Below are 17510 nucleotides of genomic sequence, written 5' to 3'. Positions count from 1 at the left end.
TCCTAGGCGTCCTGCCGGGTAATCAGCAAATTGCCCAACGCGTCGACGCGGCCGGCAAAGCCCGGTTCGATCCAGATGGTGGTGTCGGGCTGTTCAAGAATCGCCGGGCCGGCCACCTCGGCGCCTACCGGCAGGTCCAGCCGCGCATAGCGCACGGCGTCGCGCCACTGGCCCGCGTGAAACACGCGCTGCGTGCCCAGCGCGGCCGGCATGTCGCGGCAGGTGGGCGCCAGCAGCGACAAATCGAATTTGGGGCGTTGGCCGATCCGCGCATAGCGCAGGTTCAGGATGCGCACGGCGATGCCGCTCAAGCTGCGGCCGAATGCGGCGCGGTAGGCGCGGTCGAAGGCCGCTGCAATGCCTGTCCGGGTCAATGCATCGCGCGTGACTTCCACGCAGACGGTGTGGCTTTGGCCCACATAAAGCATGTCCAGTTCGATGCTTTCACGCACGCCTTCGAATGCCACGCCCGCCGAATCCAGGCGTTCCTGGCAGGCCGCGGCCAGGGCATCGATACGCGCCAACAGGTCGTCGGTGTCCAGCGCGTCCAGCGCGGTGTTCAAGGTCTGCACGCCGTCGTGCCGCATGTCGGCCATGACGCAGCCCAGCGCGGACGTCACGCCCGGGTAGCGCGGCACGATGCCGTGCGCGGCGTCCACTTCATTCATCATGGCGCACACATGCAAGGCGCCACCGCCGCCGAAGGGCATGTACGCGAACTTGCGCGGATCGTGGCCGCGTTCGATGGACACCACGCGTATCGCGCCGGCCATCTTGGCGTTGGCCACCGTCAGGATCGCCTCGGCGGCCGCGTGCACCTCCAGGCCCAGCGGTTTGGCCACATGTTCTTCGATGGCCGCGCGCGCCAGCTCCACGTTCATGGTGGCCAGCAGGCCGCCGCCCAACGGCCGCTCGGCCGAGATGCGGCCCAGCAGCACATTGGCGTCGGTAACGGTGGGCCGGGTATTGCCGCGCCCATAGCAGGCCGGGCCCGGAACGCTGCCCGCGGATTCCGGCCCCACCTGCAACAGGCCGCCCGCGTCCACGCTGGCGATCGACCCGCCGCCCGCGCCGATGGTCTCGATCTGGATCATCGGCGCGCGCACCACCATGCCGAAGTCGATCACGGTCTGCGCCGACAGCGAGGCCTCGCCGCCCGCCACCAGCGACACATCGAACGAGGTGCCGCCCATGTCGCCGGTAACGACGTTGGGAAAGCCGGAAGCGCGCGCAATCGCCGCGCATGCAATCACGCCCGCCGCCGGGCCCGACAGCGCGGTGCGCACCGGCACGTCGCACGCCGTCTGCCGCGACATCACGCCGCCATTGCTCTGCACGACCAGCAGCTCGCCGTCAAAGCCGTGCTCGCGCAAATCGGATTCCAATCGCGTCAGATAACTGCCCACCACCGGCTGCAACGCGGCATTGAGCACCGCCGTCGAGCAGCGTTCGAATTCGCGGATCTCGGGCAGCACTTCGGTGGCCGCCGTGACATTGGCGTTGGGCCAAATCGCGCGCACGCGCGCCACCGCCTGCGCCTCGTTCACCGGGTTCGCATACGCGTTGACGAAGAACACGCACACGGCCTCGCAGCCCTGCTCCAGCAGCGCGCGCGCCGCGGCCTCGACCTGGCCCAGGTCCACCGGCGTATGCACGGTGCCGTCGGCCAGCACGCGTTCGCTGACTTCCAGGCGCAGGTCGCGCGAGACGACCGGCTCGTAATTGCCGCGCAGGCCCCAGGTCTGAGGCCGGTCGCGGCGGCGCATCTCCAGCACATCGCGGAATCCCGCCGTGGTGATGATGCCGGTGCGCGCCACCTTGCGTTCCAGCAGCGCGTTGGTGCCCACGGTGGTGCCATGGACGATGGTGTTGATGGCGCCCGCGCCGTCGGCCACGCGCGCAATGCCGTTCATGAAGCCACGCGCTTCTTCGCCGCGCGTGGACGGTACCTTGACCACGCGCGCCGTACCGCCTGCCTCGTCCAGCACGAACAGGTCCGTGAACGTGCCGCCCACGTCCACGCCCACCACAAGCCCCCGCGACGCGTTGTTGCCTGGGACGAAACCCCGATCTGCCGTGCTCATGCCAACTGCTCCTTCTTGTTGCCGGCGATATCGCCCACATAGCCCATCTTGCGGTCGTGTTCACGCGCGGCCGTCGTGCGGCCGGCAGGATCGCCGTAGCCGCCACCGCCCGGCGTTTCCAGCCGCACGCGGTCGCCGCGCTGTAGCTGAATGCCCAGCATCTTCGAACTCATCGGCGGGGATGCCCATTGCCCGTCCTGCTGATACCGGAACACGTTCAGTGCGGCCTGGCCGCCGCCCGCGATGCCCTTGGGCGCGCTGCGCCCGCGTTCCCCGAAGATGAACGCTTCGGCGCTGTCTTCCAGCAATTCGATTTCATAGATGGCGCCCAGCCCGCCGCGATGCTTGCCGTCGCCCGCCGAATCCGGGCGCAGCGCCCACTGCGTGAAGCGGACGGGATAGGCGGCTTCCAGGATCTCCAGCGGTGGAATGGTGGCGGTGGAAATCGGCGCATTGCCGTGGCTCAGCCCGTCGCCATCGGCGTGCCCGCCGTGCCCGCCACCGAAAAAGCTGAACATCACCCAGCGCTGCCCTTTGCGCGCGGCGTCGCTGCGATAGCCCGCGATGGACAGCGCATTGATCGTGCCGTAGGCCTGCGCCATCGCGCGCTCTGGGGCGGCTTGCGCCATCGCGCAGAAGATCACGTCGATCATGCGCAGGATGGTTTCGGTATAGCCGCCCACCGGGCGCGGCCGGTCGGCCGAGATGACCAGGCCATCGGGCAACACCACGTCCACCGCGTCCAGCACGCCCGCGTTGGCCGGCACGTCGGGAAACAGGTGCTTCAGCGCCACGTAGCACGCGGCGATGGCAGTGGCGCGGGAGATATTGACGGGCCCCGCGCAGGCGGGCGACGTGCCGTTGAAGTCCAGCGTCAGCCGGTCACCATTGATCGACAGCTTCAGCGCGATGCGCAGCGCCACGTCGCGCACACCGTCGTTGTCCAGCATGTCTTCGAACGCGTAGTCGCCGTCGGGCAGGCGCGCGATGTGGTCGCGCATCAAACGACGCGCGCGCTGGCGCAAGGTGTCCAGCGACTCCAGCACGGTGGCGTCGCCATATTCGTCCAGCAGCCCGTCCAGACGCCCCGCGCCCAATTCCAGCGCGGCCAATTGCCCGTTCAGGTCGCCCCACAAGCTGTCCGGCAAGCGGGTGTTGGCCTTCAGGATGGCCAGCACGTCCGAGTCCAGCACGCCCGCGCGCACGATGCGCACCGGCGGGATCTGCACCGCCTCTTGCCAGCATTCGGTGGCGGCCGGGTTGTAATTGCCGGGCACCGCGCCGCCTACGTCGTGCCAATGCGCGGCCGACGCCAGAAAGCAGAACAGCTTCTGGTCGCGGAACACCGGGCGCACCAGCTTGAAGTCGTTGGCGTGCGTGCCGCCTTCGTACGGGTCATTGAACAGCCAGACGTCGCCGTCCACCATGCCGCCACGTTCGGCCGCCACCTTGGCCGCCGCCTTCACGGCAAACGCCATCGCGCCCACGAAGACCGGCAGGCCGGACTTGCCCTGGATCAGCGTGGCGCCCGTGGCCGCGTCGTACATGCCGTGGCAAGCATCGTGGGCCTCGGCAATGATGGGGTTGAACGCGCTGCGGTACAGCGTCGCGTCCATCTCATCGGCAATCTGTTCCAGACGGCCCTTCAGGACCGCCAGGGTGACGGGATCTAGCATCGTGTTCTTCCTAGGAGGTTTGGCGCTGTTTCAGCAGATTCAGCAGCCCGCCGGCCCGCACCATGTCCATCAGGAAGTCAGGTACGGGCTCGCAAGGCAATGCAGCGGGGTCGGCGGCTCGGGCGCGGCCGATATGCCCGGCTATGGGGTCGAACGTGATGCGTTCGCCTTCGGCCAGCGCATCCGCCTGGGCGCAGGTCAACAGCAACAGGCCGACATTGAAGGCGTTGCGAAAATACAGGCCGTTGAAAGACGGGGCGATGACGGCGGCCACGCCCAGGCGCACCAGCGCCGATGCGGCTTGCTCGCGCGAGGAGCCGATGCCGAAGTTGTGCCCGGCCACCAACACGTCGCCCGGCTGCACCTGCGCCGCGAATTCCGGGCGGACGCGTTGCAGGCAGTGGCGCGCGATTTCGTCGATGCCGAACTTCATGTAGGCGCCTGGGGCCAGCGCGTCGGTGTCGATATCGGCCCCCACGCGCCAGACGCGATGGGTCGATGTGGCGGGCGTCGACGTGGTCCGCGCCGCGCCGGCTTCGACGGCGATGGGAGTTGTTGCAGCGCGGTCGGTCATGCCATCACCTCGCGCGGGTCTGCAATGCGGCCGGCAACGGCCGAGGCCGCCACGGTGTAGGGCGACGCCAGGTAAACCCGCGCCGTCTCGGAGCCCATGCGGCCCTTGAAATTACGCGCGGTGGTGGAGATGACGCTGGCCCCGTCGGGAATGGACCCGCCATAGCCCGCACAGGCCCCGCATGACGTGGCCAGCACCTCTGCGCCGGCGTCTTGCAGCACTTGCATCACGCCTTCCTGTTCGGCCTGTTGCTGGTCCAGGCGGCTGGCCGGCGCCACCATCAGGCTCATGCCCGGCGCCAGGCGGCGACCGCGCAAGACGCTGGCCGCGGCGCGCAGATCCTCAAGCTTGGCGCCCGTGCACGCGCCGATATAGGCCACTTGCACCGGCACATCGCGGTACTGGTCCACGTCGCGCGCGTTCGCCGGGCTGTGCGGCGCGGCCACCTGCGGCGCCAGCAAGGCCGCGTCAAAGTCGTGCCATTCGGCGTCGGCGTCCGCGTCGCTTTGCCAGCGCGCCAAGTCCAGGCTGTCGGTCACCCCCGCCTTGCGCAAGTAGGCGGCCGTGGTCTCGTCCGGCGCGATCAGGCCCACCTGCGAGCCCAGCTCGGCGCTCATGTTGGACAGGGTCATGCGTTCCTGCATGGGCAGCGCGCGCACGGCCTCGCCGCAGAACTCCACGGCTTGGTAGCGCCCGCCGTTCATGCCGTAGCGGCCAATCATGTGCAGCATCATGTCCTTGGCGGTCACGCCGGCGGCCAGCCGCCCGTTCCAGCGCATCATCAACGTTTGCGGCACCTTGACCCAGATCTTGCCGGTGACGGCCACGCCCAGCATTTCGGTGCTGCCGATGCCGAACATATACGCGCCGAACGCACCGCCCGTGGGCGAATGCGAATCCCCGCCCACGCAGAACATGCCGGGGCGGATGTGGCCATGCTGCGGCACGACCACATGGCAGATGCCAACCGAGTCATACACGTTGGGCAGTTGCTGCCCCGCCGCCCAGTCGCGCGCAATGCGCACGATGCGGCGCGATTCGTCGTCGGATTCGGGCACGTAGTGGTCGATGACCAGCACGATCTTCTTCGGGTCCCACAGCGACGCGCCCAACTCTTGCAGCATCGGCTGCAAGCGGCGCGGCCCGCTGGAGTCATGGAACATCGCCAGGTCCACGGCGCAGGTCACGATTTCGCCCTGCTGGACCGAGGCACGTCCGCAGGCGGCGGCGATCAACTTCTGGGCCAGGGTCTGCGGTGAGCGCTGCGGTGAATCCTGGGGCCGGAGGGCTTGATCAACAACAGGCATCGCTACATCCCCAGATAGGCCCGGCGCACGTCGTCGCTGGCCATCAGTTGCGCACACGATCCGCTATAGCGCACCGCCCCGTTTTCCATCACATAGGCACGCTGCCCGGTTTCCAGCGATTGCCCCACGTTCTGCTCGACCAGCAGAATTGCCAACCCATCGGTGTGCAGGCGCTGGATCAGGCCGAACAGTTCTTCAACCATCAAGGGCGACAGGCCCAGCGAGGGTTCGTCCAGAATCAACAGGCGCGGTTCGGCCATCAGCCCGCGTCCGATCGCCAGCATCTGCTGCTCACCACCCGACATGGTGCCGGCCAGCTGCGCCAGCCGTTCGCGCAGGCGCGGAAAAATATCCAGCACCTTGTCCAGGTTGGCCGTGCGATGCTCGCGCGCCCGGGTGAACGAACCCAGTTCCAGGTTTTCGCGCACGCTAAGGTTGGGAAAAATGCGGCGGCCTTCAGGGACCTGGATCAGCCCGGCGCGCACCACGTCACGGTAGTGCCTGCCGGTCAGGTCGTGACCGTCAAAACGCACCGACCCGCCCCAGGGCTTGCACAGCCCGCAGACGGTGTTGTTCAACGTGGATTTGCCGGCGCCGTTGCTGCCCAGCAGGACGACGATTTCCCCTTCGCCCACCGCCAGGTCCACGCCGCGCAGCACTTCCATGCGCCCGTAGCCCGCCCGCAAGCCGGTCACTTCAAGCAGCGCGCTCATGCCGGCGCCCCTTGTGCGGCCAGCCGCGCGGCCGCGCCATGCCCCAGGTAGGCCTCGACCACCGTCGGGTCGCGGGTGACTTCGCCCGGCGTACCGGACGCAATCAAACGCCCCTGCGCCAGCACCCACACGTGTTCGGCCAGGCTCATCACCGCGCGCATCACGTGTTCGATCATCAAGACGGTAACGCCATCGTCCACCAGCTTTTTCACCACCGGAATCATCTCGTCGATCTCGCTTGGATTCAGGCCGGCCAGCACTTCGTCCAGCAGCAGCAGGCGCGGGCGCGTGGCCAGCGCGCGGGCCAGTTCCAGCCGCTTGCGCCCGGCCACGGTCAAGTCGGCGGCGGGCTTGTCCAGCACCTTGTGCAGGTTCACGCGCGCGGCCACGTCTTCGGCGGCGGCCAGGGCAGCGCGCCGATCGCGCAGGCGCAGATGCGCGCCCACGGCAATGTTCTGGCGCACCGTCTGCGCACCGAACGGCTGCACGATCTGAAAAGTGCGGGTCAGGCCCAGCTGCGCGGATTCATGCGGTGCGCGTCCGGTGATGTCTTGCCCGGCAAAGCGCACCGACCCGGCGCCCGGTTTCAAAAAGCCGGACAGCAGCGCAAACAGCGTGGTCTTGCCTGCGCCGTTGGGGCCGACCAGCGCGGTCAACGAGCCCTCGGGCACGGCCAGGTTCACGTCCTGCACGGCCTTCAGGCCGCCGAACGAAATGGAGAGATTGCTGGCTTGCAAAAGGATGTCAGGCACGGGCGCGCTCCTTGCCGAACAGCCGGCCCAACGATTGGCCGCTGCCACTGATGCCGCGCGGCAGGAACATCACGATCAAAATCAGCACCACGCCGTAGATCACCATGCTGATGCCGGGCAATTCACCAAACAGATTGCGTGTCAGGTCGGCCAGCCCATGCAGGGCGACGGCGCCCAGCACCGGCCCCCACAACGTGCCCATGCCGCCCACGATGGCCCCCACCAGCGCTTCCACCGATACGGCGGAACCGAAGGCGATGCCCGGGTCGATGTACTGGAACACCTGCACATAGAACGCGCCCGCCGCGCTCATGAACGCCGCCGACAGTGCAATGCCGCCCAGCTTCACCCGCAAGGGGTTCACGCCGATGGCCCGCGCGGCGTCTTCGTTGTCGCGCACCGCTTGCAAGTACGCGCCAAAGCGCGAGTGCCGCAGCCACGCCGTCACCAGCAACGCCAGCACCACAAACGCCAGCAGCAGATAGATGTAGCCCCGGCGCGACGCAAACTGCATGTTTGCCGCGCCCTCTTGCAACGGCACCATCAGCCCCACCCCGCCGCCCGTGAAGGACGCCGACAAGGCCAGGATGCGAAACACTTCGGCAAACGCCAGCGTCACCAGGGCAAAGTAAGACCCCTTCAGGCCGTAGCGAAACGTCAGCCCGCCCACCGCCAGGCCGACCAGCGCGCCCAGCGCAATCGCCACCGGCAACGCCAGCCACGGATTGATGCCGAAGTTCAATTGCCCCAGCGCTTGCGCATAAGCGCCCACGCCGAAGAACAGCGCATGGCCGAACGACAGCTGCCCGCCATACCCGCCCAGAATGTTCCAGGCCTGCGACAGCAGCGCGGCGTACAGCGACATCATCACGAACGTCAGCAGCACGCCCGACTGCGCAAACGTTGCCAAGGCGGCCAACGCAAGGCCGAACAGCGCGATGGCGCAAAGATCCCTATTCATGTTCAGCCCCTCGCCCCGAACAGCCCCTGCGGGCGAAACAGCAGCACCGCGATAAAGATCGCGAAGATGCCCATCTGGCCTAACGAATCGCCCAGGAAGAGGCCGCCGATGGATTCCACCACGCCGATCAATAGCCCGCCCACCAGCGCCCCCACGAAGCTGCCCATGCCGCCCAACACCACGATCGTGAAGGCCACCAGCACGAAGCCGCTGCCCACCTGCGGGTTCACGTAATAGGCCGGCAGCAGGAAACAGGCCGCCGCGCCCAGGCAGGCCATGCCGATGCCGAACGACAGCGCATAGACTTTTTCCACGTCGATGCCCATCAGCTTGGCGCCCTGCTTTTCGCGCGCCACCGCGCGGATGGCGCGGCCCAGGTCGGTGCCGCGGATGATCCAGAACAGCACCACCGCCACCGCCAGCGCGCCGAAGAACGCAATGACCTTGGGCAGCGCGATCATGGCCGGGCCGATTTCAAGCGTGGACAGGGTGTAGGCGGTGTCGATGCTGCGCGTGTCGGACTTGAACCACACCAGCGCCAGGTTCTCCAGCACAATGGCCAGGCCCAGCGTCACCAGCAGGATGTTCTCGTCCTTGCCATGGCTGGCCCGGTTGATGACGAAGCGCTGTAGCGCATAGCCCAGCCCGAACATGCCCGCCACCACCAGGGGCAGCGCGGCATACGGGTCGATGCCCAGCCGGTCCTTCAGCAGATAGACGGCGTACAGCGCCACCATCAGCGCGGCGCCGTGGGCGAAATTGATGATGTGCAGCACCCCGTAGATCAGGGTCAGCCCCAGGGCGATCAGCGCGTACACCGCGCCGGTCGTCAGGCCGTTCAGCACCGACGAGAAAAGGATGGCCGGGTCCAGCATGCTTGCGCTCAGCCCTTTAACGGAAAAATCGCGTCGGCCTGGCGATACTCCGCCGGGATGATCACCTTGATGTCGCCGCCGATCACCTGCGTCAGCAGCGGCTGCGCGCCCGTGTTCTGGCCGTTGACGAACTTGGTCGGGCCGTAGGGCATCAGGTTGTCGTGAAAGGTGCTGGCCGCCAGGGCGTCGATGATGGCGGCGCGGTCGGCGGACTTGGCGCGTTCGATGGCATCCGCCAGCAATTGCACCGCCACGTAGGTCATGAACACTTCGTAGCTGAAGTACGCGCCCTTTTCCTCGACGCGCGCCTTCAACGGCGCAACACGCGGGTCTTTCGGATTGAACCAGTGGTTGCAGTCGATGATGCCGTTGGCGATATCCGGAAATTCCTTCAAGAACTTGTAGCTGGACGCCGCGCCCCCCAGCACCGAATAAATCGCCTTGGGCTGCACCTTTTGCTGCTTCATGGCGCGCAGCAACAGCGCGTATTCGTTGTAGTAATTGGCGGGGATGACGATGTCCGGATTCACGGACTTCATGCGCAGCACGATGTTGTTGAAGTCGCGCGTGGGGTTCGGGTGCTTGACCACTTCCTTGACCTCAAAGCCCTGCTGCGGCAACGACTTGGACAACAGCGCCGCCGTGCCGGTGCCAAACAGCGAATCCTCGTGCACGATCATCACGGTCTTGGCCGGCTTGCCGGCAGCGTCGTTCAGCGCCACCAGGTCGGTAATGGCGCGCTCGCTGCAAGCCCGGTAGCCCGGCCCGAAGCGGAAGGTGTTCTTGAGCCCGCGCTCGACAATCTGATCCGCCACGCCCACGTCCACCACATGCGGCAGGTTGTACTTGGCCGCCGTCTGCGTGGTGGCCAGGCAGATCGCGGACGCATACGCGCCGACGATGGCCGACACGCCCGCCTCATTCATCTTTTCCACCTCGGCGGAACCGGCCTCGGGGCGCGACTGCGCATCGCCCAGCACGGCGGACAACGGCGCGCCCCCCAGGGACTTGATGCCGCCGGCCTTGTTGATGTCTTCAATGGCCAGCAGCGCGCCCAAGCGGCATTGCTGGCCCGAATACGCCAAGGCGCCCGTCACCGGATGCAGCACGCCGATCTTCACCGGCGCGGCGCCTTGCGCGCGCGCCACCCAGGGCGCGGACAACAGCGCCGTGGCGGCGGCGGAACGATAGAGGAAGGTGCGGCGCGAATTCATGGGTGATCTCCGAAGGGTTCAATGAAATTGGGCCGACAGCTCTTCGCTGACCCAGACCTTGGCGTCGATGCTGCCGACGCGCGACAGCTGCAATTGGTATTGGTATCGGTCGGGCCGGTACAGGCCCTGCAACAGCTGGACGGGGCGATCATTCACGTCGCGCACGACTCGCGTCACGGCCAGCAGCGCCGAACCCACCGACACATCCAGATGGCGCGCCACCTGCGCATCGGCCAGACGCGCCGAGATGGTCTGCGTGGCGCCGCCAAATTCCACGCCGGCCGCTTCCAGCAGCATCAGCAAGGGCTCGCGTTCCAGGTCTTGCCGTGTGAAGTCGGCCACCGCTTGCGGCACGTAGGTGGTGATGTGCGATAGCGGCCCGGCCTCGGTGCTGCGCACGCGCAGGCTTTTGTGAACCGGCGCACCCGCGGGAATGCGCAACGACTCGGCCACCGTTGGCGGCGCGGACACGAGCGTGCTGTCCAGTACCTGCACCGAGGTGCGCAGGCCCATGTTGACGATGTTCTCAAGCAGCCCGGTCAGGTGCGCCTTTTGCGACGCATTGGCGGCGGGCACGGCCTGCGCGGCGGTGGACGCGCGCAACGGCCAGGTGCCCAACCCTGGGCGGCGAGACACCAGCCCATCGGACACCAGCATCTCCATCGCCTTGCGGATGGTGATGCGGGCCACGTCGAACTGCGCCGCCAGCGCGTGCTCGCCCGGCAGCCCGTCCTGATCGAAACGACCTTCTTGCAATTGCTCGCGCAACACAAGGTAGATCTGGTGGTACTTCGGCAGAGGCAGTGTGGTTCCCATGCCGGAAACTCTAGGGGTGTCCTAATGTACCGTCAATGGAACAAATGGTCGGATGGGTTGTTCTATCGGGAAAACACCGAGGTCGGGTTCGAGCGACCCCGCCTCGATCCCGCCTCGGTCCCGGCTCAATACCGCCTCAATACCGCCAGCGCACGTTCAACGACCCTGCATGTTCCCGGTTGCCGCCGCCGTACTGGCCGCTGTAGTTCAAGCCCAGCGACGCATTACGCGACACGGCCACTTCCCCGCCCAGTTCGGCGATGGCGGCGTTGCGGGCGATGGGCGCGCCCGACACCGTGAACGCTTGCCCGCCATCGAACGCCATGGTGGACCGCGGCAGTACATCGCCGAAGGCATGGCGCCAACCCAGCGTGGCTTGCAAGCGCGCTTCGGCGCCCGCCAACGAGACGTTCGTTTGCGTGCGCACGCCCAGCGTGCTGCTGGTCTGCTTGTTGCTGCTGCTTTGGCCGCTAAGCGCCGCCGAGCCGCCCGACTCGCTGAAGCTGCGGCTGCGCAAGTCGCTCCAGGCCACGCCCGCGAAGGGTTCCAGGGTGGTGCGGTCGGACAAAGGCAGCGCATAGCCCAGCTCGGTAAAAAGCTGCGCCGTGCTGGCGCCGTAGTCGGCGGTCAGCTTTTGCGACGCGCCGGCTACCGAGGCGTAGCGCTCGCTGGCGACGTCGTGCCAGGTGTAGGACGTGCCGACCAGCAGGTTCAGCTTGCCCGAGCCGGCGTCAAACGATTTGCCGCCATAGACAGCGGCGCTGTAGCCGGACACGTCCGCCTTCGAGGCGCGGTCGTCGACGCGGATCTTGCTGTCCGTGTAGCCCAGGGCCGCACCCAGCCGCCATCCGCTACCCACGGCATGGTCGGCGCCCACAAACAACCCGCCGGTGTGCTGACGCACTTGCGCCGTGTTGTCGGTGGCGTTCTGCGTTTGCCAATTGCCAACCAGCTCGGCCCAGGCGGGCTGCGCGTTTGACGACGGCAAGGCAGAGGCGGACAGCGTGCCGCCCGCCTGCGCCGTGGGAGACCCCGGGCGCATGCCGGCGTTCAGGTTTGCGCGCAGGTGCGACAGCGGCAGCGTGCGCGTCGTGCCGGCCGAACCCATCAGGCTGGACGCGACGCTGGCGTGCGCTTCGCCGGACAGGCTGTTGAACGCGGCGGGCGGAGCGCCGTCGGGCAAGGTCAGGATGTACTCGTGCAGCGCATTGCCGGCTGGCAGGCTGTCCAGCGCGTTGGCGACGGCGCGCTGGTTGCCGGTGCGCGCGGCGTCGGCAAAGGCAATCGGACGGCTGGGCGGGGTGGGCGCAGCCGGCTCGGTGGGTGGGGTTGGCGTGATCGGCGTGGTGGGGTCCACCGGCACCTGCTTGCGTCCCAGTTGCAACGTGACGTCCTGCGCGCCGTAGCGCAGCGTCGGGGCCAGGAAAGCGTAGTTCGACGACACGGCGTTGAACTGGCCGTTGACCGAGCCGGCCGTCAGGATCGTGTATTGGCGCGTACTTTCAAAACCGCTTTCCGGCCCGACGTGCACCAGCGAACCGGCAAGATTTGCCGCGCCGCTGACCGCCACCCGAGAGCTTGCCGACGAGGCCGGGTCGGCGCTCACCTGGTAGACCGAGCCCGGCATGAACGTCAGGTCGCCCGCCACCTTCAGCGTGCTGTTGGCGTTACCCGGGGCCAGCACCGCGCCGTTTTGCAGCGTGGTCGTGCCGACCTGGCCCGTGCCTTGCAACAGCGTGCCGTTGGCCATGGTCAACGTGCCGCCAAGCTTGCCGGCGGACGCCATGTTCAGCACACCGGCCTGCACCAGCAGGTTGCCGGCATACGCGCTGCCGTCCCCGGCAATGTTGAGCACGCCCGCGCCCGTCTTGCTCATGTCACCGCTGCCGGTGATCGTGCCGGACAAGCCCAGCGTTGTGGCCGATGCCACGTTGATGCCGCTTGCCTGCCCCGGCGTCAGCGTGACGGCGCGATTCGTGTTGAAACTGGCCGTGGTCGCCAGCACACCGCCGCTCAGCGTCAAACCGCCGGTGGCGGCCCCCAGGTTGGCGTCGTTCGACACCGACACGGTGCCCAGGCGCACATCGGTGCCACCGGTATAGGTGTTGTCGCCCGCCAGAATAAGGGTGCCGTAATCCGTCTTGGCCAGCGTGCTGGCGCCGGTCAGACGCGAGGCGATGGTCCCCGTCATGCCAGCCCCGGCAGCCAGGCCCGACCCCACTCGGATGACGCTTTCACCGCCTGCGCCTTGCAGAGCGATGTCGTCACCTTCAATGCGGTAGCCGTCGGTTGCGATCTGCATGCCGGTGACGCCGATGGCGCCGGCCGACGTGTCGACCGTGACCGTGCCGGCTTGCCCCTGGAACACGGCAAAGGTGGGGTTGGGCTGAAACACGCCGTTCAGCGTGCCGTCCAGATTGGTCCAGTTGCGGCCGTCGGCGCGCCACGCGCCCGTGCCACCGTTGATGATGCCGTTGTCGTGGCCGGCGCTATTGCCGCCGTCCCAGAAACCCAGCGTCGCGCCGCTGGTGGATGCCAGGTTCACCTGGCCGCCCACGGCGGTCTGAATGCGCAGGTCGCCGGGCAATACGCCTGTCGGCGCGGAGCCCAGGGCCAGCGTGTTCGAGGTCAGCGCACCGCCATAGTTGAACAGGCGATAGATGCCGGGGCCAAATCCGCCTTGGTCGCTGACGTTCAGCGTGCCGGCCAAAGCCAGGTTGCCCCCCACGTCAAACAACGCGTTCGATGACGGGGCGCTACCCAGCGCCACATTGACCCGGCTGGCGTTGTCCAGCGCAAGGTCGCCGTTGATCGTCAGCGTGCCACCTTGCGCGCCTTGCAGCGTGCCGCCCGTCACGCTGACGTTCTGGCCGATCGTGCCACTGCCCGATAGGAAACCAAGGCTGCCGATGGTGGCGCCGCCAAGCAGCGTTCCCGTGACGTTCAGCCGAGCGCCGATCACGTCGGCGCTGCCGCCAAGCTGGTTGGCCACCGTCAGCACACCACCGCGCACGCGCGTCGAGCCGGCAAATGCGCTGCTGTCGGCCGTCAGGCTCAGCACGCCCATGCCTCGCTTTTCGAATGCGCCGCTGCCGGTGAACACGCCCGACGCGCTGCCGTCCACGCTCTGGTTGAAGATGGCAGTACCGTTGTTAAGCAGATTGCCCCGGATCGACGCACTGTCGCCGATCAAGCTGCCCGCCAGCACTTGTGTGCTGGCGTGGGTATTGGCACCCGACAACGTCAGCGTGCCGGCGCCATCCTTTACAAGCGCGCCGGCGCCGGAGACCGTGCCGGCCAAGCCCAGTTCGATACCGGCCGCCACATTGAAGATGCCGTTCTGGACCAGGGAAACGTTGCGCGCCGAGTCAAAGCTGGCCGTCGTGGTCAGCGTGCCGCCGGCCATCGCCAGCCCGCCACCGGCCGCCCCCAGGTTGGCGTCCGACGCAACCGATAGCGTGCCGCTCTGGATTTCGGTGCCGCCCGAATACGTATTGACGCCCGCAAGGGTCAACGTGCCCCCGCCTGTTTTCGTCAGCCGCCCGGTGCCGCCCAGCCCCGTCGAAATGCCCACGTCGAAGCCGTCGGAATCCAGGTACATGCCGTTGGCACCCAGCGTGACGTCGCCCGCGCTGAATCCCTGGAAGAGATCCGCTTGCGCGGTAGTCGCGCGCAAGATGCCGCCATCGAAATCGACAGTGCCGGTTGCCGTGCCGGCATGCCGGATGATGGGTCCCGTTTCCAGAACGCCCCGCAACGCCGGGTCCAGGCCATAGACAAACAGCGACCCGCCTTGCCCCCCGATCTCGACCCGGGGTGCACTAGCCGTGGCGCCCTTTTCGATAACCAGGCTGCCCGTCGTCCCTGGCAGATTGCCCAAGAGGATTCCGGTTGCAGTGTCCAGGCGCGAGTTCGCGCCGGAGACCAGGGCCGTGCCGTTGGAATACAAACCGACGAAGACTCGCGCGACGGACAATTGGCCGCCGTCCAGCAATCGCAGTTCGCCCAGGCCGCCGGCGCCTACATTGAAGTAAAAGGCAGTCCATTTGGAATCTGCACCGGTGACGATGGCAGTGCCGGTACCGTTTGAACCGATTTGAATATCATGGGAATTCAATTGCGCGCCGGCGCTTACGGTCAAGGTCGCGTCGGCCATGGATCCGACGATGATTTCCGAAGTCCCGCTGCCCTGCCGCGCCGTGGCGCCCGTGAGCTCGACGGTGCCGCGATTCACGTAGACGTCGCCTGTTCCCGTACTCGCGCCCAACAGGCGCAGCATGCCCGTACCGTTGTTGGCAAGGTTGCCGCTGCCGCTCATGGCGCCTGCATAGTCAACGGTGTCGGACCGGCTGAACACCACCGACGCGTTATTGACAATATTGCCGGCGATCGAACCCGTGGTGGCGCCGGCGCCGATTTGCAACGTCCCCGCGGATACCGTCGTTCCGCCGGTGTAGGTGTTATTGCCCGTCAGGACCGTCGTGCCGCTGCTGTTGACCGCCACGGAACCGGACCCGGCGATGGCCGGTGTCAACACATAAGAGCCGGCATCGGACTGGTTGAAATTGATGAGCCCGTTGTTGACCAACGAGGTCAGGTTGACGATCGTGCCGCCCGTTGCAACGCCCGGCGAAGCGCCACCGATATTGAGCGTGCCGTTGCCGTCGATGGTGAACGCGCCGCCCCCGGCGAAGTTGGCCGTGCCCGGGCCCAGGTTGAACACACCGGTCCCGCCACCCGTGCCGCCGCCAAGCTGGACGCGCGCGCCGCTTCCGATCGCCACGGTGGAATTACCGCCAACAGTCAGCGTACCGTTGCCGCCCTGCCCGCCTGTGTACGAGGCATCGGCACTGCCCCCGCCCGCGCCGCCGATCAGAAGGGTGCCCGCGACGGAAAGCGACGACCCCATCAGCGTCAATGCGCCATCCCCGCCGCGTCCGCCGATGCCCACGATGCTGCTGCCTCCGCCAGACCCGCCCAGCAACAGCGAGCGGTTCACCGTCAGCGTCGCATTGTTGACGGTCAGGTCGCCTGCCGTGCCGGCGCCACCCGCAACGATCTTTCCGGCCCCGCCGCCGCCGCCGCCGATGCCGACATAGTCGTAGGTGGCCGGCAAGGTAATGACGCCCGAGGAAGCCGCTTGGGCGCCCTGGCCTGCCGTGCCTGCAAAAGACGTTCCGTCAATGTCGACAATGGCCCCGCCGTCGCCGCCGGCCCCACCGTTGCCCTGGCCGCCTCCTGCACCCAGTGCACCGCCGCCGCTGCCACCGCCTCCGGTGGCGCCGCTGGGGCCGCCGGCGCCACCGCCGCCGCCCAGGCCACCTGCGCCTCCCAAGGTTCCGGATGCGCCGCCCGCGCCGCCGTCGATACCAGTGTTGCTGCCACCGGCCGGCCCGCTGGTTCCCGAAGGCCCGTCGCCCCCACGCACCAGGCCGCCCCCCGCGCCGCCGCTGAAGCCGCTTCCGCCACCCCCGCCGCCCCCGCCAATACCGCCGCCGCCGCCACTGCCCGCTGCGAAAGCGTCACCCGCGGACTGGCCACCGTTACCCCCGCTGCCCACCAGCAGGTTGGCCGCGAAAGTCGGCGTCACTACCAAGGGTATGCAGGTCGCGGCGGCAAGAGCCAGGTATCCGGGCGTGCGTTTCAGTTTGCGTGCGGTATGGGCGGGAATACGCATGGATACGGTCTCAGGTCGAAGAGGGTTTGTTGCCGTCGGCAAGCTCCGGCCAGCCCTGCGAAACCGCGGGCCGACTACCCCTGTTATCGACAGGTGCGCGCAAAAATTTAGGGATCGCGGCCAGGTTTTTATCGAGGGTCGCCTGCCAGACCTGTCGCCAAGAAACCGCCGCCCCCGCCGAACTCGGCGGTATCATCGCTTTCCTATGCGCACCCGTCCCCCCTTCCCCCTTTCCGCCCCCCGCCCCTGGCTTTGGCGCATCGGCATGTTCGCCTTGGTCGCATGGTTCGCGCTGGTTGCGGGCGTGGTCCGGGCCGAGTCGTTTGACCGCCAGCTTGAGAACCTGCGCTACCAGCAATGGCTGACCGACTTCCGGCAAGACCTGCAAACCTTGCGGCAGTCGCCTGACCCGGCCAACGCCGACATCGACAAGATGTTTGCCAAGACGCTGGTGCCAGGCTCGCGCGCCACGCAGCTGGTCAAGTCATTGGCGAAGGCGCCGGGCGGCAGCACGCACGGGGAAATTCACTTCGTGGGGATCCAGCGGGTGTTCATGGGCGCCTTGGCCCAATCGGTGGTGGCCGGCGATGGCGGCGTGTACCCCGAGACGCACGACACGTACAAATTGCAGACCTTGCGCGTGCGCTACATGCACGTGGACGGCGGCGGAAGGCTAGAGCGGTATTTCAATAACCCGGAAATCTTCACGCCCTACCGGCTGCCGGACAACGGCGTGTATGCGCGTAATGCTTACCCGTTCCTGTTGTTCGAAGATAGCCAGGGCGGGCTGCGCCTGGGCGGGGTGTCGAAGGAATTCTGGGATCTGGTGAAGTTCATGGACTCGCTGCAATATGCATAAGC

At 67.2% G+C, this 17510-nt stretch carries 12 protein-coding genes; 1 reads left to right on the top strand and 11 read right to left on the bottom strand.

The window, feature by feature from the left end; all coding sequences use genetic code 11:
* Window positions 1-2: 2 nt before the first annotated feature.
* The 11 genes from KYT87_RS10940 to KYT87_RS10890 form a co-directional block, all read right to left on the bottom strand.
* A complete protein-coding gene (locus tag KYT87_RS10940) occupies window positions 3-2084 on the bottom strand; it encodes a hydantoinase/oxoprolinase family protein (protein WP_219992232.1) in 2082 nt (693 codons plus the stop codon).
* Window positions 2081-3760, bottom strand: coding sequence for a hydantoinase B/oxoprolinase family protein (locus tag KYT87_RS10935; RefSeq protein WP_219992231.1), 1680 nt, complete (start codon window positions 3758-3760; stop codon window positions 2081-2083). Before KYT87_RS10935 ends, KYT87_RS10940 begins: the two co-directional genes overlap by 4 nt.
* Before the next feature lie 10 nt (window positions 3761-3770).
* Window positions 3771-4334, bottom strand: a complete 564-nt coding sequence (locus KYT87_RS10930; RefSeq protein WP_219992230.1) for a 3-isopropylmalate dehydratase — start codon at window positions 4332-4334, stop codon at window positions 3771-3773.
* Window positions 4331-5641, bottom strand: a complete 1311-nt coding sequence (locus tag KYT87_RS10925) for a 3-isopropylmalate dehydratase large subunit (protein ID WP_120154943.1) — start codon at window positions 5639-5641, stop codon at window positions 4331-4333. Before KYT87_RS10925 ends, KYT87_RS10930 begins: the two co-directional genes overlap by 4 nt.
* A 2-nt stretch (window positions 5642-5643) precedes the next feature.
* Window positions 5644-6354: an ABC transporter ATP-binding protein gene (locus tag KYT87_RS10920; protein ID WP_104144944.1), complete on the bottom strand. Its 711-nt coding sequence runs from the start codon at window positions 6352-6354 to the stop codon at window positions 5644-5646.
* Window positions 6351-7106, bottom strand: a complete 756-nt coding sequence (locus KYT87_RS10915; protein WP_046806405.1) for an ABC transporter ATP-binding protein — start codon at window positions 7104-7106, stop codon at window positions 6351-6353. Before KYT87_RS10915 ends, KYT87_RS10920 begins: the two co-directional genes overlap by 4 nt.
* Window positions 7099-8067 (bottom strand): branched-chain amino acid ABC transporter permease, encoded by a 969-nt coding sequence (locus KYT87_RS10910; protein WP_104144943.1) that lies wholly within the window; start codon window positions 8065-8067, stop codon window positions 7099-7101. Before KYT87_RS10910 ends, KYT87_RS10915 begins: the two co-directional genes overlap by 8 nt.
* Before the next feature lie 2 nt (window positions 8068-8069).
* The gene (locus KYT87_RS10905; RefSeq protein ID WP_219992229.1) at window positions 8070-8942 is read right to left on the bottom strand and encodes a branched-chain amino acid ABC transporter permease; all 873 of its coding nucleotides are present in this window, start codon (window positions 8940-8942) and stop codon (window positions 8070-8072) included.
* Between the two features lie 8 nt (window positions 8943-8950).
* Complete coding sequence (locus KYT87_RS10900; RefSeq protein ID WP_219992228.1) at window positions 8951-10156, bottom strand: ABC transporter substrate-binding protein; 1206 nt, start codon at window positions 10154-10156, stop codon at window positions 8951-8953.
* Window positions 10157-10174: 18 nt separating this feature from the next.
* Complete coding sequence (locus KYT87_RS10895; RefSeq protein WP_104144942.1) at window positions 10175-10972, bottom strand: GntR family transcriptional regulator; 798 nt, start codon at window positions 10970-10972, stop codon at window positions 10175-10177.
* A gap of 136 nt (window positions 10973-11108) precedes the next feature.
* Window positions 11109-16649 carry an autotransporter domain-containing protein gene (locus tag KYT87_RS10890; RefSeq protein ID WP_255594067.1) on the bottom strand — a complete coding sequence of 1847 codons (5541 nt, stop codon included), beginning with the start codon at window positions 16647-16649 and terminating at the stop codon, window positions 11109-11111.
* 265 nt (window positions 16650-16914) lie between these two features.
* On the opposite strand from KYT87_RS10890, the gene KYT87_RS10885 reads away from it, so the two are divergent.
* A complete protein-coding gene (locus tag KYT87_RS10885; RefSeq protein WP_255594066.1) occupies window positions 16915-17508 on the top strand; it encodes a hypothetical protein in 594 nt (197 codons plus the stop codon).
* The last annotated feature ends 2 nt before the right edge of the window (window positions 17509-17510 follow it).

Source organism: Achromobacter sp. ES-001, from assembly GCF_019448355.1.
GTDB classification, from domain to species: Bacteria; Pseudomonadota; Gammaproteobacteria; order Burkholderiales; family Burkholderiaceae_B; genus Achromobacter; species Achromobacter spanius_B.
This window is presented reverse-complemented; position numbering and strand designations above follow the sequence as displayed.